Source organism: Prauserella marina (genome assembly GCF_002240355.1).
Taxonomy (GTDB): domain Bacteria; phylum Actinomycetota; class Actinomycetes; order Mycobacteriales; family Pseudonocardiaceae; genus Prauserella_A; species Prauserella_A marina.
On sequence record NZ_CP016353.1, the window covers coordinates 5,740,403 to 5,765,871 of the forward strand.

General features: G+C 66.5%; 27 protein-coding genes and 1 riboswitch. Of the genes, 7 read left to right on the plus strand and 20 right to left on the minus strand.

Annotated features, from left to right (window positions below):
* Positions 1-11 precede the first annotated feature (11 nt).
* Positions 12-1,802 carry an ABC transporter ATP-binding protein gene (locus BAY61_RS26465; protein ID WP_091809297.1) on the plus strand — a complete coding sequence of 597 codons (1,791 nt, stop codon included), beginning with the start codon at positions 12-14 and terminating at the stop codon, positions 1,800-1,802.
* Between the two features lie 75 nt (positions 1,803-1,877).
* On the opposite strand, the gene BAY61_RS26470 is transcribed toward BAY61_RS26465, so the two are convergent.
* The 5 genes from BAY61_RS26470 to typA all read right to left on the minus strand — a co-directional run bounded on the left by BAY61_RS26470 (position 1,878) and on the right by typA (position 10,004).
* On the minus strand, positions 1,878-2,810 hold the full coding sequence (locus tag BAY61_RS26470; RefSeq protein ID WP_091809295.1) for an ABC transporter permease: 933 nt from the start codon (positions 2,808-2,810) through the stop codon (positions 1,878-1,880).
* Position 2,811: 1 nt separating this feature from the next.
* Complete coding sequence (locus BAY61_RS26475; protein ID WP_091809293.1) at positions 2,812-3,828, minus strand: ABC transporter permease; 1,017 nt, start codon at positions 3,826-3,828, stop codon at positions 2,812-2,814.
* Positions 3,829-4,002: 174 nt separating this feature from the next.
* Positions 4,003-5,766: an ABC transporter family substrate-binding protein gene (locus BAY61_RS26480; RefSeq protein ID WP_091809291.1), complete on the minus strand. Its 1,764-nt coding sequence runs from the start codon at positions 5,764-5,766 to the stop codon at positions 4,003-4,005.
* 347 nt (positions 5,767-6,113) lie between these two features.
* Complete coding sequence (locus tag BAY61_RS26485; protein WP_420848861.1) at positions 6,114-7,826, minus strand: ABC transporter family substrate-binding protein; 1,713 nt, start codon at positions 7,824-7,826, stop codon at positions 6,114-6,116.
* A 264-nt stretch (positions 7,827-8,090) separates the two neighbouring features.
* Positions 8,091-10,004, minus strand: a complete 1,914-nt coding sequence (gene typA, locus BAY61_RS26490; RefSeq protein WP_091809287.1) for a translational GTPase TypA — start codon at positions 10,002-10,004, stop codon at positions 8,091-8,093.
* A gap of 167 nt (positions 10,005-10,171) precedes the next feature.
* On the opposite strand from typA, the gene BAY61_RS33125 reads away from it, so the two are divergent.
* A complete protein-coding gene (locus BAY61_RS33125) occupies positions 10,172-10,348 on the plus strand; it encodes a hypothetical protein (RefSeq protein WP_170140282.1) in 177 nt (58 codons plus the stop codon).
* Positions 10,349-10,405: 57 nt separating this feature from the next.
* Here the strand turns inward: BAY61_RS33125 and BAY61_RS26495 are convergent, their stop codons facing one another.
* From BAY61_RS26495 to BAY61_RS26510, 4 genes are all read right to left on the minus strand, one after another.
* Entirely contained in the window at positions 10,406-10,705 is a 300-nt protein-coding gene (locus BAY61_RS26495) for a YciI family protein (protein WP_091809285.1), read from the minus strand.
* Positions 10,706-10,780: 75 nt separating this feature from the next.
* Positions 10,781-11,170, minus strand: coding sequence for a (deoxy)nucleoside triphosphate pyrophosphohydrolase (locus BAY61_RS26500; RefSeq protein WP_420848854.1), 390 nt, complete (start codon positions 11,168-11,170; stop codon positions 10,781-10,783).
* A 12-nt stretch (positions 11,171-11,182) separates the two neighbouring features.
* Positions 11,183-12,532 (minus strand): ATP-binding protein, encoded by a 1,350-nt coding sequence (locus BAY61_RS26505; RefSeq protein ID WP_091809283.1) that lies wholly within the window; start codon positions 12,530-12,532, stop codon positions 11,183-11,185.
* On the minus strand, positions 12,529-13,233 hold the full coding sequence (locus tag BAY61_RS26510; protein WP_091809475.1) for a response regulator transcription factor: 705 nt from the start codon (positions 13,231-13,233) through the stop codon (positions 12,529-12,531). Before BAY61_RS26510 ends, BAY61_RS26505 begins: the two co-directional genes overlap by 4 nt.
* Positions 13,234-13,372: 139 nt before the next feature.
* Here BAY61_RS26510 and BAY61_RS26515 point away from each other — a divergent pair, with 139 nt between their 5' ends.
* From BAY61_RS26515 to BAY61_RS26525, 3 genes are read left to right on the plus strand one after another with little or no spacing between them, the layout of a single operon-like run.
* Positions 13,373-14,461, plus strand: a complete 1,089-nt coding sequence (locus BAY61_RS26515) for an outer membrane lipoprotein carrier protein LolA (protein WP_091809281.1) — start codon at positions 13,373-13,375, stop codon at positions 14,459-14,461.
* The gene (locus tag BAY61_RS26520) at positions 14,458-15,444 is read left to right on the plus strand and encodes an ABC transporter ATP-binding protein (RefSeq protein WP_091809279.1); all 987 of its coding nucleotides are present in this window, start codon (positions 14,458-14,460) and stop codon (positions 15,442-15,444) included. The genes BAY61_RS26515 and BAY61_RS26520 overlap by 4 nt, the downstream gene beginning before the upstream one ends.
* Positions 15,441-16,322 carry an ABC transporter permease gene (locus BAY61_RS26525; protein WP_091809277.1) on the plus strand — a complete coding sequence of 294 codons (882 nt, stop codon included), beginning with the start codon at positions 15,441-15,443 and terminating at the stop codon, positions 16,320-16,322. The genes BAY61_RS26520 and BAY61_RS26525 overlap by 4 nt, the downstream gene beginning before the upstream one ends.
* 41 nt (positions 16,323-16,363) lie before the next feature.
* Here the strand turns inward: BAY61_RS26525 and BAY61_RS26530 are convergent, their stop codons facing one another.
* The 3 genes from BAY61_RS26530 to BAY61_RS26540 are packed head-to-tail and all read right to left on the minus strand — an operon-like array spanning position 16,364 to position 20,097.
* Positions 16,364-17,419 (minus strand): ABC transporter ATP-binding protein, encoded by a 1,056-nt coding sequence (locus BAY61_RS26530; RefSeq protein WP_091809275.1) that lies wholly within the window; start codon positions 17,417-17,419, stop codon positions 16,364-16,366.
* 6 nt (positions 17,420-17,425) lie between these two features.
* A complete protein-coding gene (locus tag BAY61_RS26535; RefSeq protein WP_420848853.1) occupies positions 17,426-19,072 on the minus strand; it encodes an ABC transporter permease in 1,647 nt (548 codons plus the stop codon).
* Positions 19,048-20,097, minus strand: a complete 1,050-nt coding sequence (locus BAY61_RS26540) for a thiamine ABC transporter substrate-binding protein (protein WP_091809272.1) — start codon at positions 20,095-20,097, stop codon at positions 19,048-19,050. Before BAY61_RS26540 ends, BAY61_RS26535 begins: the two co-directional genes overlap by 25 nt.
* Positions 20,098-20,121: 24 nt before the next feature.
* Positions 20,122-20,234: riboswitch (TPP riboswitch) on the minus strand.
* 32 nt (positions 20,235-20,266) lie between these two features.
* Between BAY61_RS26540 and BAY61_RS26545 the strand changes: the two genes are divergently transcribed.
* Both BAY61_RS26545 and BAY61_RS26550 read left to right on the plus strand, forming a co-directional pair.
* Entirely contained in the window at positions 20,267-20,557 is a 291-nt protein-coding gene (locus BAY61_RS26545) for a 4a-hydroxytetrahydrobiopterin dehydratase (RefSeq protein ID WP_091809270.1), read from the plus strand.
* A 193-nt stretch (positions 20,558-20,750) separates the two neighbouring features.
* Positions 20,751-20,960: a hypothetical protein gene (locus BAY61_RS26550; RefSeq protein WP_091809269.1), complete on the plus strand. Its 210-nt coding sequence runs from the start codon at positions 20,751-20,753 to the stop codon at positions 20,958-20,960.
* Positions 20,961-21,236: 276 nt separating this feature from the next.
* Here BAY61_RS26550 and BAY61_RS26555 read toward each other — a convergent pair whose 3' ends face one another.
* Genes BAY61_RS26555 through BAY61_RS26585 form a run of 8 tightly spaced genes read right to left on the minus strand, consistent with a single transcriptional unit; the run spans position 21,237 to position 24,819 of the window.
* Positions 21,237-21,779 carry an MmcQ/YjbR family DNA-binding protein gene (locus tag BAY61_RS26555; protein ID WP_091809267.1) on the minus strand — a complete coding sequence of 181 codons (543 nt, stop codon included), beginning with the start codon at positions 21,777-21,779 and terminating at the stop codon, positions 21,237-21,239.
* Positions 21,780-21,818: 39 nt separating this feature from the next.
* Complete coding sequence (locus tag BAY61_RS26560) at positions 21,819-22,109, minus strand: hypothetical protein (protein ID WP_420848852.1); 291 nt, start codon at positions 22,107-22,109, stop codon at positions 21,819-21,821.
* A gap of 53 nt (positions 22,110-22,162) precedes the next feature.
* On the minus strand, positions 22,163-22,366 hold the full coding sequence (locus BAY61_RS26565; protein ID WP_091809266.1) for a CopG family transcriptional regulator: 204 nt from the start codon (positions 22,364-22,366) through the stop codon (positions 22,163-22,165).
* Between the two features lie 12 nt (positions 22,367-22,378).
* Positions 22,379-22,828, minus strand: a complete 450-nt coding sequence (locus BAY61_RS26570; RefSeq protein ID WP_091809264.1) for an acetyltransferase — start codon at positions 22,826-22,828, stop codon at positions 22,379-22,381.
* Between the two features lie 10 nt (positions 22,829-22,838).
* Complete coding sequence (locus BAY61_RS26575; RefSeq protein ID WP_091809262.1) at positions 22,839-23,399, minus strand: GNAT family N-acetyltransferase; 561 nt, start codon at positions 23,397-23,399, stop codon at positions 22,839-22,841.
* Positions 23,400-23,406: 7 nt separating this feature from the next.
* Positions 23,407-23,937: a nucleotidyl transferase AbiEii/AbiGii toxin family protein gene (locus BAY61_RS26580; RefSeq protein WP_143021444.1), complete on the minus strand. Its 531-nt coding sequence runs from the start codon at positions 23,935-23,937 to the stop codon at positions 23,407-23,409.
* On the minus strand, positions 23,924-24,280 hold the full coding sequence (locus tag BAY61_RS33130; RefSeq protein ID WP_110057721.1) for a nucleotidyl transferase AbiEii/AbiGii toxin family protein: 357 nt from the start codon (positions 24,278-24,280) through the stop codon (positions 23,924-23,926). Before BAY61_RS33130 ends, BAY61_RS26580 begins: the two co-directional genes overlap by 14 nt.
* Entirely contained in the window at positions 24,277-24,819 is a 543-nt protein-coding gene (locus BAY61_RS26585; RefSeq protein ID WP_091809259.1) for a hypothetical protein, read from the minus strand. Before BAY61_RS26585 ends, BAY61_RS33130 begins: the two co-directional genes overlap by 4 nt.
* Positions 24,820-25,469: the final 650 nt, after the last annotated feature.

Here is a 25,469-nt window from a genome sequence, read left to right on the forward strand (position 1 = left end):
AAGGGCCTCTGGTGAGCGCAGAAGCAACGTCGCCGTACACACCCGGCAGTTCAGAACCCGTCCTGTCCATTTCGGATCTGCGGATCACCTTTTCCACCGACGACGGCATCGTCGAGGCGGTCAAGGGTATCGGGTTCGACGTCGCCGCCGGTGAGATCCTCGCGATCGTCGGCGAATCCGGCTCAGGCAAGTCGGTCACCTCCATGTCGGTGCCTGGCCTGCTGCCGAAGACGACCAAGATCAGTGGTCAGCGCAGGCTCGAAGGCACCGATCTCGGCGGGCTTTCCGACAAGCAGCTCCGCAAGCACCGCGGCAGCGACGTCGCCATGATCTTCCAGGAGCCGATGACGGCGCTGAACCCGATGTACACCGTCGGCTGGCAGATCCGCGAGGCTCTGCGCGCTCACGAGGACCTTGCGAAATCGGCCGCGAACGCGCGCGCCATCGAATTGCTGGAACTGGTCGGCATCCCCGATCCGCCGGAACGGTTCAAGCAGTACCCGCACCAGCTCTCCGGTGGGCTCCGCCAGCGCGTCGTCATCGCGATGGCGATCGCGTGCGATCCGAAGATCATCATCGCCGACGAGCCGACCACGGCGCTCGACGTGACGGTGCAGGCCGAGATCCTCGGCCTGCTTCGCAAACTCAGGGACACGCTCGACACCGCGATCGTGCTGATCACCCACGACATGGGTGTCGTCGCCGACCTCGCCGACAGGGTCGTCGTGATGTATCAGGGCGAGATCGTCGAGCAGGCGCCCGTCGCCCAGTTGTTCAGCAACCCGACGCAGGACTACACCAGGCGGCTGCTCGCCGCGGTTCCCGTGCTCGGCCAGCGGCCGGAAGGGCAACGGCTGCTCGACGATCCCGGTCAGGTCAGGACCGCTCCCGCGACAGCGGAGGAAGCGGCCGCCGCCGAACAGATCAAGGCCGCCGAGACCGAACTACAAGCCCACATCGAGGAAGGCGCCTCCGCGCTGGAGATCAACAACCTGGTTCTCGAATTCCCAGGTAAGGCACGGCAGCACAAGATCAGGGCCGTCGACGACGTATCGCTCTACATCAACCGAGGCGAGATCCTCGGTCTCGTCGGCGAGTCCGGTTCGGGGAAGTCGACCGTCGGCAGGTGCGCGATCCGGCTACTGAAGCCCACCTCGGGCACGGTTTCCATCGCGGGCAAGAACATCACGTCGATGTCCAACAAGGAACTTCGCCCGCTGCGAAGGTACTTCTCGATCGTCTTCCAGGATCCCGCCTCCACTTTGGATCCGAAGATGACCATCGGAGAGTCCATCGGCGAGCCGATCGTGCTGCACAAGGCGCTCTCCGGCAAGGACTACACCGCACGGGTCACCTCGCTGCTCGATCAGGTTCAGCTTTCCGGGCACTACCGCAACCGGTACCCGCACGAGCTGTCGGGAGGCCAGCGGCAGCGCGTCGCCATCGCGAGGGCGCTCGCGCTCGACCCGAAGCTGCTGATCGCCGACGAGCCGACGTCGGCTCTCGACGTCTCGGTGCAGGCCCGCGTTCTCGACCTGTTCCTCGACTTGCAGCAGAGTCTCCAGTTCGCCTGCCTGTTCATCAGCCATGACCTCGCCGTCGTCGACCTGCTCGCCGACAGGGTCGCCGTCATGCAGAAGGGAAAGCTGGTCGAGGTCGGCACCCGCGACCAGGTGCTGCACGAGCCACAGCAGGAGTACACCAAGCGGCTGCTGTCGGCGGCGCCCGTCGCCGACCCCGCGTTGCAGGCCCAGCGCAGGCAGGCGTGGGAGGCGGGCCGGGTGGCTCCGGTCGCCGACTAGGTCGGGACAGACGCGCTGAAACCAGAAAGAGGCTCTTCCGCCGTCAACGGCGGAAGGGCCTCTTTTCTACTTCTCTCAGGCCTTGACCTTGCGCTGACGCGGATCGAAGGCGTCGCGCAGACCGTCACCGATGAAGTTGATCGAAAGCGAGATCAGCACCAGGACGACGAACGGGCCGAAGAACAACCACGGCCTTCCGGTCATCTGCGCGTAGTTCTCCGCGATAACCCTGCCAAGCGACGTGTCGGGCGTCTGCACGCCGAGGCCGATGAACGACAGCGCGGCTTCGGCCAGCACCGCCTGCGCGACGGCGAGCGTCGCGTTGACGGTGATGGTGCCGACCATGTTCGGGACGAGGTGCTTGAACACGATCCGGCCCGTACCGGCGCCGGAAGCGCGGGCCGCCTCGACGAATTCCCGCTGCGACAACGACATCGCCTCGGCCCGGGTGATCCTCGCGATCGGCATCCAGGCGAACATCGCCAGCACGATGGCCACCACGTACCAGCTTCCGCTGAACACCTTCACCAGGATCGCCGCGGCGGCGACCTGCGGCACGATCAGGAAGAGGTCGGTGAGCCGGGAGATCGCCGAGTCGACGAAGCCACGCAGGTAACCGGCCAGCGCGCCGAACACCACACCGAGCACGGTCGCCACGACGGACACCGTGAGCGCGATGAGCAAGGAGAACTGGGTGCCGCGCAGGATCTGCGACACCATGTCCTTGCCGACCTGCGTCGTACCGAGCGGGAATTCCCCGCTCGGCTCCTCGTAGGAGGGGAACGAGGCGTCGAAATAACTGTGCGGCCAAAACAACGGCATGACCAGCGCGACGAGCGCGATCAGCACGAGCACGCCGACACTGATCATCGCCAGCTTGTGCCGGAGGAACTTGCGCAGGACGATCGCGCCCTGACTCCGCGGCTCGGGTAGCGCCTCGTTGCCGAGCCCGCCCTCATTGATCGGTGGCTGCTTCCCGGTCTCTGCGCCGGTCACCAGCGAGTTCATGTCAGCCAACGCGAATCCTCGGGTCCAGTACGCCGTACACCAAATCTGCCAGCAGGTTCGCGAGGACCACCGAGATGGCGATCACCACGACCCAGCCCATCATGACGTTCGGATCGTTCTTGTTCACGGCTTCCACGAGCACACTGCCCATACCGTTCCAGTTGAACACCCGCTCCGTGATGATCGCACCGGTCACGACCGTCGCGAAGTTCACCGAGAACAACGTCGTGACCGGGATCAGCGCGTTCCGGAAGGCATGCCGGAAGATCACCCTGCCGGAGGAAAGGCCCTTCGCCCTCGCCGTCCGCACGTAGTCCATGTTCAGCGTCTCCAGCATCGATGCCCGCTGGAACCGGCTGTAGGCCGCGAAGCTGATGAACATGATCGACAAGGTCGGGAGAAGGAAGGCACCGACATAATTGGCGACGAATTCACCCGCGCTGTCGGCACTCAACGTCTCGGGACTCGTCGTCTTCAAGAACGGCGTACCGAGCCATTTACCGAGACCGAGATCGTCGACGACGACATTCAGGTCGATGGCGTACTGCTTGAGCACGATGGCGACACAGAAGATCGGCATCGAGAAGAACAGGAATGCGAGCGTCGTCGCGATGTAGTCCCAGGCCGAGTACTGCTTGACCGCGGCGAGAACACCGACGGCGACACCGAGCACGAGCGCGATCAGCTCGGCGCCGAGCACCAGCCGGATGGTCACCCAGAAGGCACTCATGATCTTCGGGTATACCGGCTCCATCGCGGAGCCCTGAGCGATCGAGATACCCCAGTCACCTGTGACGAATCCACGGAGCCAGTCCCAGTACCTGGGTATCAACGGCTTGTCGAGCCCGAGTTGGTGGGCGATGGCCGCGACCGACTCCGGGTTGATGTTCGGCTGGTTCCTGATCTCGGCGAGCGGGTCGCCCGCACCGGCGACCATGAGGAACACCAGGAAGCTTCCGATGATCAGGATCGGAACCGAGATCGCCAACCGGCGAAGGATGTAGAAAACCAGGTTCAACGACTTGCTCCTAGTCCGGGCTTGGCCCGGAATTATTTCGCCACTGCCCGGAACCACGGTAGTGGGGGTCGGGAAAGCGTGAACAGATACTTCCGTTGGTGATCGGGGGCCGGGCTCGTGGCCCGACCCCCGATCATTCACAGAGTCAGTCGATGACTCGGCACGCTCCGGTTATCAGCCGGTGCGCTCCCATTCGCCGACATTCCACAGGACACCGTTGTACGACTGCATGTAAACGCGGTCGATGTTACGGAAGGCCCACATGGACGGGGTGGCGAAGATCGGAAGCGTCGCGTACTGCTCGGCGAGCGCCTTGTCGGCTTCCTGGTATGCCTTGGTCGCCGCGGCCTCGTCGGTCGCGGAGGTGGCGGTGTCGAAGGCCTGGTCGATCTTCGGATCGCTCAGTCCCTGCCAGTTCTGGCCGCCGCCGGTGATGTAGATGGCCTTCTGCTCGGCCTTGAACGGAGCAGCCGACCAGCCGAAGAGGGCGATGTCGTAGTCACCCTTGTCGACCCTGCCCTTGAGGAAGTTGGGGTCGGTCTCGTCCTTGATCTCGATGCCGGCGGCGCGCGCCTGCGACTGCACGATCTCGACCGTGCGGCTGCGCCGCTCGTTCTCGTTGTGCGAGATCGTGACGGAGAACCGCTCGCCGTCCTTCTGGTAGATGCCGTCCTGACCCTTGGTCCAGCCGCCTTCCTGGAGCGTCTTTTCCGCGGCTTCGGCACCCTGGCCGGCCCGTTCGCCATAGTTGTCGACGAAGCCGTCCTCGCCCTCGAAGAACACGATGCTGTTCAGCGGCTTCGCGTCGGACAGGACGCCCTTGAGCAGCTTGTCGGTGATCTCCTGGCGGTCGACGACCTCGAAGAACGCCTTGCGAGCCGCCTCGTCCTTGAAGAGCCGGTTGTAGTTGAGGTCGAAGTGCTCGAAGGTCAACTGAGCGGCCGAACCATAGGTCACGCCCTGCGAGGAGAGCCCCTTCATGGTGTCGGCCGCGGTGTCGTCGGGCTGGGTGGAAGCCGCGACGTCGATCTCGCCGTTCTGCAGCGCGGTGGCCATCGCCTTGGTGTCGGGGATGGCGCGGACCGTGATTTCCCTCGGTCCGCCCTTGGCGCCGATCCACTCGGGGTTCTTGTCGAGGACGACGGTTCCCGAGTTCGGGTCGAACGACTTGATCTTGTAGGGGCCGGAGCCCGGCATGGTGGCGGCGTCGAAGCCCTTCCACTCGCCTGCCCAGAAATCGGCGACCTTCTTGACGTTCTCCGTGTCGGTCGGCTTGACCTCACGGATGTCCGAGATGCCGGTCTTCTGCTCGATGATGTGAGCAGGCATCAGCGACTGGTCGGCGAAGAGGCCCTTGTAGTCGAGGTAGGGCTCGGTGAACGTGGCTTCGAAGGTGAGGTCATCCGTGCACTTCGGGTCGTCCATAAGCTCGTAACCCGTCGAGGAGGAGGAGTTGAATCCCTCGGCCTTTCCGGAGTGCGAGAGCCAGTTCAGGTAGAAGTCCTTGCAGTTCCACGGCGCACCGTCGGACCACTTGACCCCGTCCTTCATCTTCCATTCGACGACCTGAGGGTCTTGCGACTTGACCGTGACGGACTCCATCACGTCTTCGTTCAAGAGCACCTTGTTGTTGCCGTCGAGAGTGAAGGGACCGATGATCGTCGCGGTCAGAATGTAGTTGTTGTACGAACTGTTCGCGTCCGCGGTCTTGTTGTTGTACGCGGAAAATGCTTCATCGATCGCGACAGTGACCGGGTCACTTTCGGGCACCTCGGCGATCTTGTAGGTATCGCCCTGCTGAGCCTTGCCCTCCGCCATGCTTTTGACATCTGCGGTCGAGCCGTCGTTCGAGTCGCCGTCGCCGCCGCCGCAAGCGCTCAATACGAGCGCGGATGCGGCCACCAGCGAAATAGCGGAGACTACCTTCGATCTCCTCATTACGTGTGCCCTCCTAGCACTGAGCCCCTGGATGTCCGGACCACGGGACCCACTCGCCCCGGTTCACAGCGCCGGGACTTACGACGCGCCAAGCCACACTCGTTTGGCGCACTGCGGGGGAACGCTAAGAAGGATGACCACCCGCAGTCACCACTTCCCGAGCGATCGTGACCAAAGGGTGACATCCGACTTACTTCCAGCTTGACAACGGTTACTTGGTGCAGCCATTCGATGGCAAACCGATCGTCCGTTCGGTCAGCCACGGGAGCAATGTAAACGTTGTACGAGCCGTGCACAGAGTTGTGGGCCGAAATCCCCCACATTGAGGCACAGCTGGTGTGGAAGCGTTACCGCTGAGCCCTCGTCCAGTTGACGGCGGAGGAGAAAGGTCCGGTCATCGGGGGACCGGACGACACACCGGCGACACTCGAACCGATGGCCAGCGTGTCGGCGAGCTGGAAGAGCGGGATCGCGATGTTGGCCTGCCACAACGCGGGCTCCACCGTCGAAAGGGTCTCGTCGAGCGGTTCGTCCCCGGTGAGCGCGGACTCGATGGTCGGCTGAAGCACCTCGTCACAGAACGCGGCGGGGTTGGCGGGGGTCACCGTGGTGTCCGATGCGTCCTCTTCGCTGTCCCAGCCTGGCCCGCAACCGAAGGCAGAGGCCAGCGTCGAAGCCGGATCCGCGCTGATGGGCTGGGGAACGACCGCGATGTCGACGACGACGGTGCCGCTCTGGGTTGTCGACTGGTCCTCGGGATCCGTGCTGACCGGCGAGGCGAGCAGGCTGGAGAACAGTTCCCTCGACGGCGGATTGACCGTGGTGACCTCGATGCCGGCGGAGGTCAGCTGCCTGCTCAGTTCCGTAGCGATGCTCGCGTAGGGCTCCTGCTGACCTGGCGAGGCGACGACGACCGAAAGGGTCTTGCCCTCCCTCGCCCAGGTACCGGCCTCCTTCTCGTAGCCGGCCGCGGTCAGCAATTGCTGCGCCCGCTTGGGTGTCACGTCTCGCGGCGATCCGGAAGGCGGCAGGGTCGGTTCGTAACCGGAATCCGAGGGCGGCATCACGTGAGCACCGGCACGCAGTTCCCGCATGGGACTGCCCTTCGTGCCCTCGGCGATGAGCTTGTCCCTGTCGATCAACGCGGCGACACCCGCCCTGACCTGGTCGTCGGCCAGTGTTCCCACCGGCCGCAGCAGGGTCTCCGCGAAGTACGGCCTTGCGACCGTGTGCGTCTCGACCTCCTTGCCGAGGCCCGCGAGCAGATCGAGTCCCGTCCCGTCGAAGTTGCCGAGCGCGAACTGGTCGTTGCCGGTGCGCAACGCGTTGACCATGCCGGACTGGTCGGAACTGCGCAGTACGACGCGGTCGACGGCCGCCGGTTTCTCCCAGTACCGCTCGTTGCGTTCGAGGACGATCTCGCCGCGCTCCTTGTCGAGCGTCTTGACGGCGAACGGGCCGCCATAGGCGGGGAAGCTGTCGGCGAGCGCGCCCTGCCAGCCTCCCGGGGCGTCCTTGAGCAGGTGAGACGGCAACAGGTTGTCGAAAAGCGACTTCCAGCCCGGATAGCGCTCCGAGAAAGTGACCTCGACGCGCTTGCCGCCCTCACCTGGCTGGATGGCCGAGATCAATCGGTAGCCCGCCTTGTCGACGACGCCGGGCTGGTTCTTCATCGCGTCGGCGAGATAGGCGAAGTCCTCGACGGCGATGGGTGCGCCGTCCGACCACGAGGCGTCGGGACGGATCTCGTAACGAACCGTGAAGGGATCCTCCGAGATGACCTCGGCCGAGGTCATCAGGTTCTTGTCGAGCGTCGGTTCTCCCTCCTCGTCCGGCCGGAAAACCGAGGGCAACAGCATCGCCGACAGCGCGGACGTGACCGTCGAGAGATCAGCGTTGTGGTGCGGGTTGTAGCCGCCCGCGATGTCGTCGAGGCTGACCGTGATCTGCGATGGCGTGTTCGCGGGCGGGGTCGAGGTCTGCGCGATGGGGCTGCTCACCACGGGAGGCGGTGGAGTGTTGGTACATCCGGCCAGCACGACGACGAGTGTGAAAAGCAGGGCCAGCGCGCCACGCCCGCTTCGCCTGCCACGCCCGAAGGACGTACGGTGACCCGGCCCGACCGGGTCCCTCCGGCGTGTGCGCACCCCGCGGCCCCTCCTGCTCATTCGAAACCGACATCGCTGACTCGACGAACTTCACAATCCGGCTCTCGTCCGTTGGGCACAGAGCGTGCCAGACCTGACGTCAAGCCCGGATACCGGATCAGGATCCGCTACTTGGGTGACGCGCCAGCTCGTTTTCCGGTTCCACCAGGCAGGCGATCAGCCGTTCTGATCCCTGCTCTTGGCCCTCGACCGCTCCTTGGCCCGCTGCGAGATGTCGAGGGTGACCTTGCGCACCCTGACCACGTTCGGGGCTACTTCGACGCATTCGTCGACGGAACAGAACTCGAGTGCCTCTTCGAGCCCCAGTTTGCGTGGCCTCGCGAGCCGTTCGAGCTCGTCACCCGTCGACGAGCGCATGTTGGTGAGCTTTTTCTCCTTGGTGATGTTGATGTCCAGGTCTTCGGCCCTCGGGTTCTCCCCGACGACCATGCCCTCGTACGCCTCGACGCCCGGCTCGACGAAGAAGGTTCCCCTGTCGGCGAGCTGCAACATCGCGTAGCTGGTGATCTGTCCTGAACGGTCGGCGACCAACGACCCGCTGTGCCTGGTGCGGATCTCTCCCGCCCACGGGAAGTAGCCCTCGAAGACGTGGTTGGCGATGCCGGTGCCACGCGTCTCGGTGAGGAAGTCGGTGCGGAAGCCGATGAGCCCCCTCGCCGGCAGCACGTACTCCAGCTTGATCCTGCCGGTGCCGTGCCCGTCCATGTGCTCCATGCGGCCCTTGCGGGAGGCCAGAAGCTGGGTGATCGCGCCGAGATGTTCCTCTGGCGCGTCGACGTAGAGCCGTTCGAAGGGCTCGTGCAGCTTTCCGTCGATGGTGCGGGTCACGACCTGCGGCTTGCCGACGGTGAGTTCGAAACCCTCACGGCGCATCTGCTCGACGAGGATCGCGAGCGCCAGCTCGCCTCGCCCCTGCACCTCCCACGCGTCGGGACGCTCGGTGGGCAGCACCTTGATGCTGACGTTGCCGATCAGCTCGGAGTCGAGCCTCGCCTTGACCATGCGGGCGGTGAGCTTGTCGCCGCCGCCCCTTCCGGCGAGCGGTGAAGTGTTGACACCGATGGTCATCGAGATGGCCGGTTCGTCGACGGTGATCCTCGGCAGGGCCTCCGGCTCGTCGACGTCGGCGAGGGTGTCACCGATGGTGATGTCGGGGATACCCGCGATCGCGACGAGGTCGCCCGCCGCGGCCTCTTGCGCGGGGACCCTGGTCAGCGCCTCGGTGACCAGCAACTCCGAGATACGCACCGACCGCACGGAACCGTCCTCGCGCAGCCAGGCGACGGTCTGCCCCTTGCGCAGCCGTCCGGCGTGGATGCGCACGAGCGCGATCCTGCCGAGGAAGCTGGAGGCGTCGAGGTTGGTGACCAGCGCGCGCAGCGGCGCTTCCGGGTCGGCCTTCGGCGCGGGGATGTGGTTGAGCAGCACGTCGAAAAGCGGGTCGAGGTTGTCACTGTCGGGCGCCGCGCCGTCGGCGGGCTGCTGAAGGCTGGCCTTGCCGTCCCGGGCAGCCGCGTAGACCACCGGCATGGAAAGCACGGAGTCGAGCGAGTCGTCGTCCATGCCCTCGATGTCACCGGCGAGGTCGAGCAACAGGTCGTGGGTTTCCTCGACGACCTCGGCGATGCGGGCGTCGGGGCGGTCGACCTTGTTGACGACGAGGATCACCGGCAGCCCGGCCTGCAACGTCTTGCGCAGCACGAACCTCGTCTGCGGAAGCGGGCCCTCGCTTGCGTCGACCAGCAGGACGACGCCGTCGACCATGGCCAGCCCTCGCTCCACCTCGCCACCGAAGTCGGCGTGGCCGGGGGTGTCGATGACGTTGATGGTCACCGCGCCCTCCGGCGTCACCCTGCGGATGGCGGTGTTCTTCGCGAGGATCGTGATGCCTTTTTCACGCTCCAGTTCCCCGGAGTCCATGACTCTGTCGACCAATTCGGCGCGTTCGGCAAATGCGCCCGATTGCCTCAGCATGGCGTCGACCAGCGTGGTCTTGCCGTGGTCGACATGCGCCACAATGGCGATGTTCCTGAGGTCGGTCCTGACCTTCTCGGCGGCGGCGATAGGCACGCGTCGGCTCCTGTGCGGGAAGAGAACGGGGGTGACCAGCGGCTCGATTAGCCGGGCACGGTCATATCCAGAATACTCGCGGGAGCATTGTGCTCAGCACCACACCTCGATCAAGGGTAGGCACACCTAACCTGAGGCGGTAGAACGGCCGCTACCGGAGGACGCGAGTGGGCAAGAAAAAGCACAAGGCCGGCAAGGATCCGAAGGATCCGAAGGCCACCGTCCGCAAGCTCATGAAGGCCGGCAAGGTCAAGAAGAAGTGCTGCAAGTCGAGCCCGCGCTGCAAGAAATGTCCGGTGCTCGCGTTGAAGAAGGCAAAGGCCAAGCTCGAAAAGGCGGCCTGAGCCGGCACGACGGTTACCCGCACCGGCCGAGTCGACCGGCGCCCTGCGGCCTGCGGCCTAATGCACGACGGCTTCGTTCAGCAGCCGCAATTCGGGACAGGTACGGGTTGCCGAGAACTCGACGACCTCGTAGTGCGCGTAATGCCCGAGCACGAGCGGGTCGGTCGCGAGCATGGCGTCGAGTTTGCCCCGCGTCATCGGCCTGGTGATCATCACCTCCCCGAGATGCGGCTCTCTCCTGCCCGAGGCGAGGAAGTAGGAGTGGTCGTATTGCCTGGCCACCCATTCCACGTGATCGGGAAGGACGTAGTCGAGTTCCTGCCGGGGCGCGGTGTAGGTCAGCAGCACGACATACATGAATCAACGGTAAATCCGCGGCGACCGGAAAGCACCTTCCACCACCCGGCCGTTATCGCCGCTCACCGCATACGGTCACAACAGGGCGGCGAGCGAGGGAAGCAGCACCCTGTCGGCAGGCAGCCATTCGACGTCGGCGAGTTCTCCCCCTGCAATCCAGCGCACCGCGCTGTGCTCGACGGCTCGCGGCTCGGAGCCGGCGTGGCGCAGCGTCGCCGCGAACACCCGCAACAGCTTGGTGCCCGACAACGGAACGTCCGGCCCCACCCGCTCGCCGACGATCACGTCGACACCCAGTTCCTCGGCACACTCCCGGATCACGGCGTCCACATCGGACTCACCGGACTCGACTCTTCCTCCAGGCAGTTCCCATTTTCCGGCTGTGTCGGCCGGAAAGGCGCGTTGCTGAGCCAGCAGAAGGCCGTCCCGCACGATGGCGGTACCCACGATGACGGTCGGGATCACGAGCACGAGACGTTACCCCGTGCCGGCGTCGTACCTGCGCCAGCTGACCTGGAAGCGAGCGCCGCCGTCGGGCGAATCGCCGACGGTGACGCTGCCTCCCCGCCTGCGCACCGCCTCGGCGACCATCGCCAGCCCGAGTCCCGTCCCTCCCGAAGAGCGCGCCCTGTCGTCGCCGACGCGATAAAACCGGTCGAACACCCTTTCCCTGTGCTCCGGCGCGATTCCCGGCCCGTCGTCGTCGATGACGACCCGTACGCGCGACCGCGAGGCCAGCACCGAAACCACGATCCTGCTCTCGGCGTATCTCGCGGCGTTGCGCAGGAGATTGTTCAGCACCAGCTCGACCTCGGCGTGGGTCGCCAGCGCCCACGCTGTCGGCACCACGGCACTCACCCTGGCCTCGGGTGCCCCTGAGGGCAGCCTCGCCACCGCGGCTCGTGCCTCGCTGACCAACTCGACCGGCTCGGTGGGCGGCACCTCGCCCGCGTCGGCCCTCGCGAGCGCGAGCAGCCCGTCGAGCAGGGCCGACAGTCGTTCGGACTCGGCGAGCACGTCGGCAAGGGTCTCCTGCGCGAATTCCGGATCGGGGTTCGCGACGGCGACCTCCGACTGCACCCTGATCGAGGCGACCGGCGACCGCAGTTCGTGCGCGGCGTCGCCGGTGAACCTGCGCAGCCGTTCGCTGACCTCCTCCTGCCTCGCCAGCAGCGCGTTGAAATCCGAGGCGAGCGCCCTCAGTTCGTCGTGAGCACTCGGCAACGGCAACCTGCGCCCCGGCGGCAGCGCCCTCACCGAGCGGCGCATCCTGCCGACCGGCCGCAGCGCGGCCCTCACGCCCAGCCAGGTCGCGAGCGCGGCCACGATCGACCCGATCAGCGCCACGACCAGCAACCATCGGGAGCCGTCCGCCACGGCGGTCGTCGACCCGACCATCGGCGCCCCGACGGCGACCAGCCGCTGCATCCCGTCCGGCGCGGTGACGACGGAGCCGAGCCAGCGCCACTTCAGCGCCTCGTCGCCACTCGACTCGTACCGCACCCTGAGACCGGCCTTGAGGTCGCTGACATCGCTCGCCGTGAGCTCGGGCCGCTGTCCCCCGTCGACCGGATTGCCCGCGATGTCGAGCACCCTGATGTCGATACCGTGCGGTCCCGACGGCGATGTCCCCCTCGCCACGTCGGCACTCGCCTCGGTGAGCTGTGTCTGCAACTCGTCGTCGACGGAACTGGTGAGCAGCGGGCCGAGCGCCTTTCCCGCCAGCGCGGCGAGCCCGAACAGCAGCACGAGGGTCACCGTCGTCGCGAGCAGGGTGATCCTCGACTGGAGGCTTCGCCGGATCCACCAGTTCCGTGGCGAGATCACCCTGTCGTCGCCTGGTCGAGCTCGGGATCGGAAGCCACGTAACCATGTCCTCGCACGGTGCGGACGAACGCACCAGCCCCTACCGCGTCGAGCTTGCGGCGCACGTACCCGACATAGACCTCGACGACGTTGCGAGTCGCCGCCTGTTCGTCACCCCACACGGCGCGCAGCAACTCGTCCTTCGTGACCACGGTTCCCGCCCTCCCCACGAGAACCTCCAGCAACGCGAACTCACGTGGGCTCAGCGCGACCGGTTCCTCCCGCCAGCGCACCTCCCTCGCCGCCCTGTCCACGACGAGGCCGCCGATGCGCAGCGCGCCACGAGTGCCCTGGGTCGCCGCCCTCCGCAGTACCGCCCTCACCTGCGCGACCAGCACGACGAACGAGAACGGCTTCACGAGGTAGCCGTCCGCGCCGAGGTCGAGCCCGTCGGCCTGATCGACCTCGCCGTCCTTGGCCGAGATCATCAGCACCGGCGTGTGCACCTCCTGCGCGCGAAGATGCTGCAACACCCGGTAGCCGGAGAGGCCGGGCAGCATGATGTCGAGCAACAGCAGGTCGAAGGCACCCGTCTGCGCCAGTCGCAGCCCGCTCGGGCCGTCGGCGGCCGTCACGACGTCCATGCCCTCCGAAGTGAGGCCCCGCTGTAGTGCCTTGCGCACCCCGGGCTCGTCGTCGACGACCAGTACTCGTGGTTTCACGACTCTCAGGATGCCGGTTTCCCGTCGCTCGCGCGCCACCTCTCAGCGCGTTCTCAGCATCTCAGGACCATCTCAGCGGTCGTGGAGCACTCTCGATCGCACAGCAAGGGGCACACTGGAACACGACATTGGAGGGGCAGTGACCACGAAGAAACGAGCGGCGGCCGTCGCCGTGACAGGCACGGCGCTGGGGGCGGTCGGACTCGGTTTCCTCGCCATGCCGGCGGGGGCGGGGGAAGCTCCCCAATTGCCACCGATCGGCGCGGAGGAACTCGTCCAGTCCGTTCTAGACCAGAGCCCGTCCGCGCTCGCCGGAACCGTGCGAATCGACAACAACCTCGGACTGCCCGCGATGCCGGGGACCGGGATGCTGGACTTCGACGCGGCGCAGATCCACTACGACGGCAAGGGCGACAGCCGCATCTCGATCGCCCAGCGGAGCGCGGAGACCACGATCGTCCGTGACGGCGAGACGCTGTGGACCTACGAATCGGGCAGCAACTCGGCGACCAAGTTCACGCTGCCGACCGAACTCACCCACCACGACAAGGGCACGCAACGCCCCGAGGGCTCGGAGGGCACCGAGGGGCAGTTCGCCGATCCGGCGACCGCCGCCGCCAGTCTCGTCTCGGCCGTGCAGGAAACGAGCACGGTCGCCGTCGACGGGACGGCCAGGGTCGCCGACCGGCCCGCCTACGAACTCGTGCTGACACCGAAGCCGGGCGAACGCACGCTGCTGCGGGAGGTGCGGGTCGCCGTCGACTCCGAGACCAGGCTGCCGTTGCGGCTCTCCGTGCTGACCAACGGCACGACCGACCCCGCGCTGGAGATCGGGTTCTCCGACATCAGCTTCGGCGATCAGCCTGCCGACCTGTTCCGGTTCACCCCGCCTCAGGGGGCGAAGGTGACCGAACGGCAGCCCGACGTCGGTCACTCGGCTCCGGCCGAAGAGCCCGATGGCAGGTTCGTCGGCGAGGGCTGGGACACCGTCTACGTCGGCAAGGCACCGGCCGAGGTACTGAACAACGAGCGGCAGCAGGACTCCGAGAACCCCGAGGCCGACCTCGGTTCGCTGCTCGACCGGATCGGCACCCCGGTGAACGGTGAGTTCGGCTCTGGACACGTCGTCAGCACCAAGGTCGGCACGGCGTTGATCACCGACGACGGTCGCTTCGCGATCGGCGCCGTTCCCCAGCAGGTGCTCATCGAGGCGCTGGAGAACAAGTGACCAGCACGGCATTGACCGGCGTGGACGTCCCCTCGGGGGCGTCCACGCCCGCCGCGCTCGCCGCGAGCACAAGGGGGCTCAGAAAGACTTACGGCCACACGGTCGCGGTCGACCACGTCGATCTCGACGTGCCGGAAGGGTCCGTACTCGGCATGCTCGGTCCCAACGGTTCCGGCAAGACCACCACCATCAGGATGCTGCTCGGGCTCGTCAGGCCGACGGCCGGGAAAGTCGAACTGCTAGGGCAGCCGATGCCCGACGGTGCGGGACACGCGTTGCCCGACGTCGGCGCGCTCGTCGAGTCACCCGGTTTCCATCCCTTCCTCTCCGGAAGGGACAACCTGCTCCGGATGGCGGCAGCCGAGCCACGACTTGCCACATCGGACATCCCGGGTGCCGTCGACACCTCACTGGAGAGGGTGGGGCTCTCCGGCGCGGCACGCAGGCGTTATCGCGGCTACTCGCTCGGCATGAAGCAACGACTCGGCCTGGCCGGCGCGCTGCTCGTCCCGCGCAGGATGGTCGTGCTCGACGAACCGACCAACGGGCTCGACCCCGCCGGAACCCGCGAGGTGCGCACGATCATCGGCGAGCTGAACGCGTCCGGCGTGACCGTGCTCGTGTCGTCGCATCTGCTCGCCGAGGTCGAGGCGACCTGTACCCACGTCGCCGTCCTGCACTCGGGCAGCGTCGTCGCACAGGGGGAACTCGCCGAACTGCTCGAATCCGGCTCGCCCGCGCTCATGGTGTCCACTCCGGACGGTCCGGACGCGGTCGATGCGCTGCGGCAAGGGCGGATCCCCGCACGGTTGACCCCGGAGGGGGTCAGGGTCGACCTCACCGCGACGACACCGCCCGACGCGATCGCCGCGCTCGTGCACGCCGGTGTGCGAATCCAGGAGGCACGCAGGGCCAGAACGGGGCTCGAAGACCTGTTCGCCCGGTTGACCCAGCAGGAGCCGGAGGGGGAGGTCGGGTCATGACAAAGGCGCTCGACAGGACAGGCCAGGGACCCGTGGGGACGCCGGTGAACCGCTCACGGGCGAACCTCGCGCGGCTGTTGCGCGCGGAACTGCGCTGGATCTACCGGAGGCCACGCACCCTCGTCGTACTCGGGGTACTCGCCGTCATTCCCGTCATACTCGGAGTCGCGCTGACGCTGGTCGACTCGCCGGGGCCGCCTGACGGCGGCGACGGAGCGGGACTCGTCACCGCCGCGGCAGGCAACGCGCTCGTGCTGCCGATCGCCGCGCTCGCCATGGCGATGAGCCTGCTGCTGCCGATGACGACCGCGATGTCGGGAGCGGACGCGATCGCGGGCGAACAGGCGCACGGGACGCTGCGAAGCTGGCTGCTCGCACCCGTGAGCAGGGGGAGGCTGCTGTTCGTCAAGGCGTTCGGGGTCGCGACGTTCGCGCTGAGCGCGACCGCGCTCATGGCGTTCACCGGGGTACTCACCGGGCTGGTGATCAACGGCAGTGGCTCCATGTTCACGCTGTCCGGAACCACGCTGGGCCTGCCCGCCGCGCTGCTGAAGGTGGCGATCGCGGTCGGCTGGGTCGCACTGCAACTGTGGGCCGTCGGAGCCGTGGCGCTGGCGATCTCCTCGTGGACCGAACACCCGATGGTGGTGCTCGCCTCCGTCCTCGGCGGGATCATCGTGTTCTCGGTGCTGAGCCTGCTCGACGCGTTGAGCTGGCTGCATCCCTTCCTGCTGAACAGTTCCTGGACCTCGATCGCGGACGTGTTGCGCGATCCGATGCCAACCGGGGCGCTCGCGGAGGGAGCGTTACGAGCGGGCTGCTACATCGCCATCGGGCTCTCGCTCGCCTACGCGAGACTAAGCACAAAGGACGGCTAAGTTCCGATTTCTTCAGCGGCGGAGCCGCTTGGAGTCGGCCGTCAACCGGCACCAGCGCCGCCACGCAAATCTCTTGAACGGTCATTGGTTCCGATGATGGCGATGCCGTCGGGGGCGAGGTGAAGCCGTACGGTGTCGCCTGCCCGGCAGGTCGCCATCATCGGAGCGACGGCGTCCACCGTGGACGGAACGGCCGTCGTGCTGACGGAGAGCCGGACGTGGTCGCGGCGGTGCACCCTCGACATCACCTCGGCTTCGACCCCTTCGCGCGCGACCCTGACCGCGTTGGGCCGTAGCCCCAGCAGCACCGGCCCTTCCCCGGCATCCGGCAGCTCGACCTCGCCGAGCGCCGTGCGCACGATCCCTCCGGCCGCGTCACCCTCCAGCACCGTGGTCACGCCGAGGAACCGCGCGATGCGCTCGTCGACGGGCCGCCGCCACACCGTGAGCACGTCGCCGAGCTGACGAATCTCACCCGCTTCGAGCACGGCGACCCTGTCGGCGAGTGTGAACGCCTCCTCCTGGTCGTGCGTCACCAGCAACGTCGTGGTCTTCGCCCTGCGAAGCAGTTCGGCGAGGTCGATGGCGAGCTGTTCCCGCAGCTCGGCATCGAGTCCCGAAAGCGGCTCGTCCAGCAACAGCAGCCTCGGCCTTGGCGCGAGTGCCCTCGCCAGGGCTACCCGCTGCGCCTCCCCACCAGAGAGCGCGGTGACCTTGCGCCGCTCGTATCCGGTCAGCCCGACCAATTCGAGCAAGTCAGCCACTCGCCGCGCCCGCTCCGCCTTGTCGGTCCCGTGCATCCTCAGTCCGAACGCGACATTGCCAGCGACATCCCTGTGCGGGAAGAGCTGACCGTCCTGGAAGACGAGACCGAAGCCGCGCCGGTGCACGGGTACGGCGGCGAGGTCGTCGCCATCCCAGCGCACCGATCCGGTCGCGGCCGGTTCGAGGCCCGTGATGCCCCTCAACAGCGTCGACTTGCCCGAACCGGACGGCCCGAGCAGCGCGAGGACCTCGCCGTCGGCGATCTCAAGCCGGGCTTGCCGCACCGCCGTGAACGAGCCGTACTTCACCGTCAGCCCATCGACCGTCAACATGAGAAATCAGAACTCCCCTACCTGGGCGTTGGCCGCCCTGAGCCGGTCGACCACCGCCGCGACGAGCATCGTGACGAGCATCAGCAGCGCACACGCCGCGTAGGCCATCTGGTTGTTCAGTTCCCCGGGTCTGCTCACCAGCGAGCCGATCGCGACGGGCAGCGTCGGCGCGTCGGGACGCGCGAGAAAGCTCGTCGCGCCGAACTCGCCGAGCGCGACCACGTAACCGAAGGCGGCGGCAGCCGCGAGCGAGCGCGCGGCGAGCGGAAGATCGACTTCTCGCCACACCCTCGCCGGGCTCGCGCCGAGCGTCGCCGCTGCCTGCCGCAACCGTTCGTCGATCGAGCGCAGGACCGGCAACACCATCCTGATGATGAGCGGGACGATCACCAGCGCCTGCGCGAAAGGGACGAGCAGCGGTGACGTACGCAGGTCACCCGGCAACTGGCCGAGCGTGACCAGGTAGCCGAAACCGATGGTGACCGCCGAGACACCGAGCGGCAGCATCATGGCGGCGTCCATGACCTCGCCCGTCACCCTGGCTCCGCGTTGCGGCGAGCGGCGCAGCGACACCAGCACGACCGCGGCGAGAATTCCGATGATCAGCGCCAGCATCGTGGCGTCGGTCGCGGTGCGCAGTGAGTTCACCGCGGCGTCCCAGCCGCTCACGTTGAGCGTGCCGTCAGCGCCTTGGCCCGCGAGCGCGCGGTATCCGTCGAGGCTCCAGCCCTCCCTGGTCGAGACCGACCTGACGAGCAGCGCGACGATCGGGGTCAGCAGCAGACCGAGCACCCCGGCCGCGGCGGCGACGACCCACCACTCGCCTCCCTCGGGCCTTCGCGCGGTCTCCGTTCGCGCCCGCAGCCTCGCCGCCGTCTCCTTCCTCCTCCTGGCACCCGCGCCGACCAGCAGGGCGGCCACCACCGCCGCAAGCTGCACGAGCGACAACGCGGCGGCACCCGAGAGGTCGAGCAGGTTCACCGTCCGCAGGTAGATCTCGGTTTCCAGGGTGCGAAGCCGCGACCCACCCAGCATCAGCACGACACCGAAACTCGTCGCACAGAACAGGAAGACTACGGCGGCGGCCGAGGCGATGGCAGGCAGCAGCGCGGGCAGGGTCACCGACGTGAACGCCCTGCCCCGCGAGGCACCGAGCGCTCTCGCCGCGTCCTCCGCCCTTCGATCGAGGTGTGCCCACAGGCCGCCTACCGTCCTCGCGACGACGGCGACGTTGAAGAACGCGTTGGCCAGCACGATCGTGAACACACCGCCGCCGGGCCACAGCGCCTTGAACGCGAGACCGACCACGACCGTCGGCAGTACGAACGGGACGAGTACGAGCGTTCGGACCACTCCGACCCCGCGCAGCTTCACCCTGGCGAGCAAGTACGCCACCGGCAGCCCCGCGAGCACCGCGACCGCCGTCGACGCCGCTGCCTGCGCGACAGTGAAGGCGGCGAGCCGCCACGTCTGCGATTCGAATAGCGCGGTGTCGACCCCGCCCTCGGAGAAGCCGAGCCGGATGATCGCAACGACCGGCCACGCGAAGAACAGCGTCAGAAAGCCGACGGGCAACACCGCGAGAGCGAGACCGCCCGCGGTGCTCGCCCTCCCGCGTCTCGGGCTCGCTAGTTCTCCACGAGCGCGCGCCACTGCTTGATCCATTCTTCGCGGCCGGACTCGACCCGCTCACCCGGCAGGGTCGCCGGTTCCTCCGGCTGCGGCGCGACGCGCTCCCAATGGGCTGGCAGAGCGACGCCCGCCCGCGCGGGATAGACGAACATGTTCTCGGCGACCGTCGACTGGAACTGCTGGGAGAGCAGGAAGTCGACCACCTTGCCCGCTTCACTGGTCTGCGAGCCGCCCGCCAGCACACCCGCGTACTCGACCTGGCGGTAGCAGGTGTCGAGCAGCGCCTTGGTACGCGGCTGACCGTCGTCGCCGAGTTCCGCCGCGGGAGACGAGGCATAGGAGACGACGATCGGCCGGTCGCCCTGCCCCGAAGAGCCGGAGAACTCCTGCGTGTATGCCTCGGTCCAGCCGCTCACCACGAGCACGCCGTTGTCCTTGAGCTTGGACCAGTAGTCCTGCCAGCCGTCCTCGCCGTAGCTCGCGATGGTCCCGAGCAGGAACGCGAGGCCGGGCGACGACGTCGCCGCGTTCTCCACCACGAGCAGATCGCGGTAGCGGGAGTCGGTCAGGTCGTCCAGGCTCGTGGGTTCCGCGAGCTCCCGCTCCGCGAACCATTCGGTGTCGATGTTGACGCAGACATCGCCGACGTCCACCGCCGAAAGCCGGTTCTGCGGGTCGATCGAGTACCGCTGGGGGCCTCGATCGCCTTCCGGGCTGGTGTAGGGCTCGAAAACCCCTTCGGCCAGCGCCCGCGAAGCGAAGGTCGAGTCGACGCCGAAGGCGACGTCCGCGATGGGATCGTCCTTCGTCAGCACGAGCTTGTTGGTCAGCTCGCCCGCGTCGCCCTCCTTGTGGACATTGATCCGGATTCCGGTCTGATCACGGAACGCGTCGAGCACCTGCTGCGGAACCGACCAGGATTCGTGCGTCGCGATGGTCACCGTGACCGGCCCGCTCTCCTCCTGATCTCCGGCGCTGAACAGCGTGCAGCCCGCTGTCAGGGTGCCGGCGAGTGTCAGAGCAGCCACCGCACGAAGGGACCTCATCAAGCCTCCTTGTCGTTACCGGCAAGGAGGCAGGCACGGCCCTCCCTGGCGCCGGCATGATCCGGATCAGGTGCGAACGGTCGTGGGGGGTAACCCACCTCTCAGCCCGGCCGCGCCGGACTCCCGTGGCAGAGGTGCAGCGTACTCGAACGGGTACCACCATGGACGCATGGCAGATGTACTCAGTGACGAACGCATCGAAGAAGCTCTCGGCCACCTCCCGGATTGGCAGCGGGAAGGCGACGCCATCCTGCGCACCGCGGAGCTCGCGCACTTCCCGCAAGCCATCCAGGTGGTGAACAGGGTGGCCGAGATCGCGGAGAGCGCGGGCCATCACCCCGACATCGATATCCGTTGGCGCACACTGACTTTCCGGCTCAGCACGCATTCGGAAGGAGGCATCACCGAGAAGGACGTCTCGCTCGCGGGCGAAATCGACGAGGTGATCAGCTCGGTGTGAGCACGTTCCCCACGTGATGTGTGATCTGCCCCGCCGTCGGCAACCTTATGGGTGTGAGTGTGCGTTGTCCGGGTAACCACACATCGGTGGAGGGGAGTGCGCGATGAGCCGATTGAGCTTTGGTGGCAACGATTTCGGAACTCGGAATCAGGCGGGGATGACCCGCGGCCGAAGTCGACGACGGATCGCGCCGGTGGCCACCCTCGGCATGTTGATCTTGACGGTGCTCGGGGCGAGCGCGGTGCCCGCGTTCGCGGCCGACGACGCCACGGCGGCGACATCGTCAGGCGACATCACACAGGCGTTGATCGTCGGCGGACTCGCCTTCGCCATGATCATCGCCCTCGCCGGCGCGGTGCTGTATCACACCGCGAAAGGCCGCAGGCGCAACCCCGTCGAGTGATATCCGACACAGTTGCCCGGCGACGCTAACGATGCTTCGTCGCCGGGCGCTGTGTTGGGTGACAAGGCTCTTACCAGCTATTGGGGACAACAAATGGATGTTACGACCCGAGCCCCACAGACCCTGACCTCGACTCAGCAAGCATGGGTCGCGGTGCTCGCGACGACGGTGACCCTGCTGCTCGTCGTACTGCTCGCGGCGGCGGGCTGAGTCAACCGCAGTCCACATGGCGCCCTGGCCGGGTGAGCGAGGCATCGCTGACCCGGCACCAGGCCGCTATCCGGTGTTCAGTGATCGACCCGTGCGCGCCAGTTCCTCAGCCAGAACGCGGACGGCTTTCGGGCCGACACCGTGCAGGGCAAGCAACTCGGACTCCGTGCGCGTCGACACCTGTTCGAGCGTGCCGAGCCCTTCCAGCAGAAGCGCGCGCGTCGCGGGCTTGCCGACAGCGACGGGCAGATCGCAATCCGGTGGTACGACCCCGGTCGCGACATCACCGAGGCTCGACGCGAGACGCTTGGGCGCGCGAGCCACCCACGCCTGCCACACCAGCGCGTTGAGGTCCTTGCCGTTGACGTCGGCAAGGGGTACCCGGATGCCGATGGGCTTGCCCATCCGGACCAGCCGCTCGCCGGAGGGGTGGGCCGACACCGCGGCCTCGGCTTCGGCGTCGGGCAGGTGTAGCTGGACGTGCCCCTCCTTCGTCACCGAGGCGAACCCCTTGCCCCTGACCGCGAACGAGACCATGCCGAAGTGGGTGCCCTCCTCCACCTCCGGAAGGGCGAGGGCAGCCTTGCGGAGCTGGGACAGCGTCGTCATGGGCCGATCATAAGCAGCCGTACCGACGATTTCCGGTCATCAGCCGTTGAAGCCGAACTCGGCCGGATTCCGTGGCGGCGTGGCGTCGGGGCGAGCCCAGGCCAAAAGACTCCCGGCGACCTCCGGGTAGGCAACCGCACCGGTCGTCGTCGCGATCACGAGGCCGTATGCGTCGTCCTCGGGCGTCAAGATCAACGCCGTTGAGGCCATAGAACACATAGACTGCCATCCAGCCCAGTCGTTTGTTTTCGTCAACCAGCGGATGGTTACGAACGATCGATTCGAGCCGTGCAAGCTCGGATCAGCATCCGCCGCATCGAGCAGCTCCAAGCCCCGGCCCTCGTTGGAGGCAAGCAAGTCTTCCTACCTCAGATACTCGATTCTCACTGCGCCAAACGATCAAGCAGGGACGCGTAACGCGTGCGCCCTTCCCGCGACAGCGCGCGCACCCGCTCGTCGCGAACGGACCGTGCGGCGGCCTCCGTGATCGCCCGGACAGCCGCTTCATGCTTGCTCACCCCGTCTGCCTTGGCGAGCATCGTCAACGCGCGCTCCTGCTCTTCGGTCAACCTCAACGTCATAGCCACCCGTTCACGCTCCTACCGCGCCAGCACCATCCGCAACAGCGGGTAGGGCCTGCCCTCGTCGTCCACTTCACTCCGGCCGACGACCTCGAAACCGCACCGGAAATAGAACCCCGTCGCCTGCGGATTCTGCTCGTTGACGTCGACAACGGTCACGTCGTGAGCCTTGATCACGTACCCAAGCAGGGCTGTACCGATACCCTCACCTCGGCGCTCGGCGTCGACGAACAGCATCTCCAGTTTTCCCGACGCCGTGGCTGCGAAACCGAACGGACAACCATCACGTTCAGCGACGATCACACGCAGATGCGGGAGATATTCCGCCGCGAGGCGCCGCTCGATATCTGCCTTGTGATCATCATCGAGGAAGTCGTGGGTGGCATCGACGGCGCTGCGCCAGATACTCACCAGCCGCGGATACTCCGCCGGTCCCAGCGTCTCCCTGATCGACACGTCGTCACGCATGCGCTCAAGCCTATGCGGCCCCGAGTCGGTTCCAGTCGCGCCGCAACAGCCCGTACACCCAGGTGTCGGACACGTCGCCGTTGACGATGCAGTCCTCGCGCAACGTGCCTTCACGTACGAAGCCGAGCTTTTCGAGCACGCGGGCCGAAGCCGTGTTGCGGGTGTCGGTCTCGGCCTGGACGCGGTTGAGGTCGAGCGCATCGAAGGCCCATCCCAACAGGGCGCGTGCCGCCTCCGTCGCGTAGCCGTGACCCCAGGATTCCTCGTTGAGGCAGTACCCAAGGGAGGCGCTGCGGAAGTCGGGGTTCCAGCTGTTGAAGGTGCACCAGCCGGCAAACGCCTGGTCGGAGTTGCGCTCGATGGCTACGCGCACGCCGGTGCCTTCGTCCGCCATCTGCCTGCACCCGTTCATGAAGCGGGCGATCCGCGACCGGTCCTTCCACGCCGGAGAGTCCCAGTAGCGCAGCACGTGGGCGTTGCTCTGGAGGGCGAACAGGTCGTCGGCGTCGTCATCGGCGAACGGGCGAAGCCGCAGCCGCGCGGTGTGCAGGGTCGGAGTCGGCAACGGCATGGTGGCATTATGCCGATCTCGTCCCGCACCTGGAGGACGCAAGCACCCTCACTACCCAGCCGCTTACTACACGCCCCACAAAGCCGTTGGCCCACACGATGGCATCGTCGATGGATTGCACCACATCCAGACCGTCTGCCGCTGTCGTGTAGAGGGTGTCCCATCGTTCACCCGCGACGACGCTGGGCGGCCATGTCTGCTGCTGCCGGTACTCGAATAAACGGACGCACGTCGCGGCGACCTGACTGAGATCCAATCCCTCGGCCCGATCAAGCAATTGCAGATCGACAAGGTCACGCGCACGTTCACTTCCCGCCTCAGTGACGGCGTGGATCTTCTGCGCGATCTGATGCTCCTTACGCATCATCCGCACCGGTTTCGGCGCTTCGAGGCCCACCTCGGAGAAGAGTTCCGCAAGGTCTGGGGCGAGGTGGTATTCGGGCTCATCGGCGTCACCGATCTCGTTGTGGCCGAGCTCGAGCTTCACCGTGCACCACGGCCGACCGCGATAGTCGAGCTTCACCTCAAAGGGCTGCATTGACGTACGCTCGCGGCACTGTCGGCGGCCGTGGCGCGGCCTTCTCGACAAGTCGGCCTGAGAACCCGGCCCAGCCTTTTCCCAGGGCTTCCTCGAAATCACTGCGAAACTGGGCGAGCGACTGCACGCGGGCGGCATCCAGATCCTGTGTGAATCGCGTTCCTCGCCCGTACCTCAGAGCCATCGCACTGCCGCCCTTGATCGCACCTTCTGGGAGCATCTGGCCAACGACCACAAGCGCCATACTCACTTTGCGACGCTGAGCAAGACCCTCGTCACCTTCGAGGTTGCGGATCCGCTGCTCCAATGAACGCACGCCCGTTGGCGCGCCGGTGTAGGTCACGATCGAAACTCTTTCCGCAGCATGCGCCACTCGGGGGTCGTGACCAGCCCTTCCTGGCGTGCCGTCTTGGCAGCCACCCACAAGCGCCCGTCCTCGACTCGCCCACGGCAATCGAGGAGCGCGTCGGCAACCGACTGAGACTCAAGGCGCTCGTAGTACGTCGTCCGCGCTCCGGGCTTCACCAGAGTCAAGTCGATGAAGGGCGGCAGGGTCGGGCGGGCACGTCGGCCGACCGCCACCTTGATCTGTTGCGGGTTCACGTCCGCCAGGCCGAAGAGCGCCAGCACCGATTCACCATGAAGGTAGGCTCCTTCACCTACTCTCAGCAGTGCCTCCGCGAACTGGTCGAACCGCGTCGGAGGCACATCCGGCACGCGATACAACCCATAGGCGACGTTCTCCAGGCCGCCACGGCCGGCCAGCTTCGGAAGCTCGCCGGTCGGGACACCAGCTTCGGCCGCATCTCGCGTCGTGACATACCCGTACTGGTCGAACGCGATGTCGCGCACGATATCTCGGTACTTGATCCCAGCGGCCATGTCACGACAATACGGAAAACAGTAGTGTTGTGACAGGCAACTTCTGGCGGCTCAAAGATCGCTTGGCAAATTACGAACCTGACGAAATCGTCTTGCGGTCGCTTTCCGCGCCCGATTCAGCAGTTCGTCGACAACAGAGCCAGCGCAGCGGTCTCCCTCCACCCTGCCGTTATCAGCACGGTCGGCCGCATCTCCAGGTGGTCGGTCAGTCGAGGCAGCGCTGTACCACGCAACTCAACCGACCCGAATCGATCGATTCGGAACCTGCCTCCCGGATCTTCGGCGAAGCTGCCGCATCACCCTGCATGAGCGACAGCGCTTGTCCGATACACCGACCCAGGAGAAAGATGCCGCGCTGCCGAGACCTCGTGCGCGACATGTCGCCCTCAACCGAAATTCGGTGTTCGGTCAATACGGCACACCGTTCGACGGCCCGGATGGGCCTCGGCTACTCACAGGAGCGCATCAGACGTTGAAGCGGAACAAGTGGCGACCTGCGGGAACGCCCGGGTTTGCGGCCTGACCTGGGCGTTTCCCGCTCGTCGACGATGGTCGTTTGCCATGCTGGATGGGTGTCCTGACGAACGATTGACGAACAGCCTCAACGGCGACCATTACGAAGGGGCCTGCTTGACCAACGTCGCCGACCA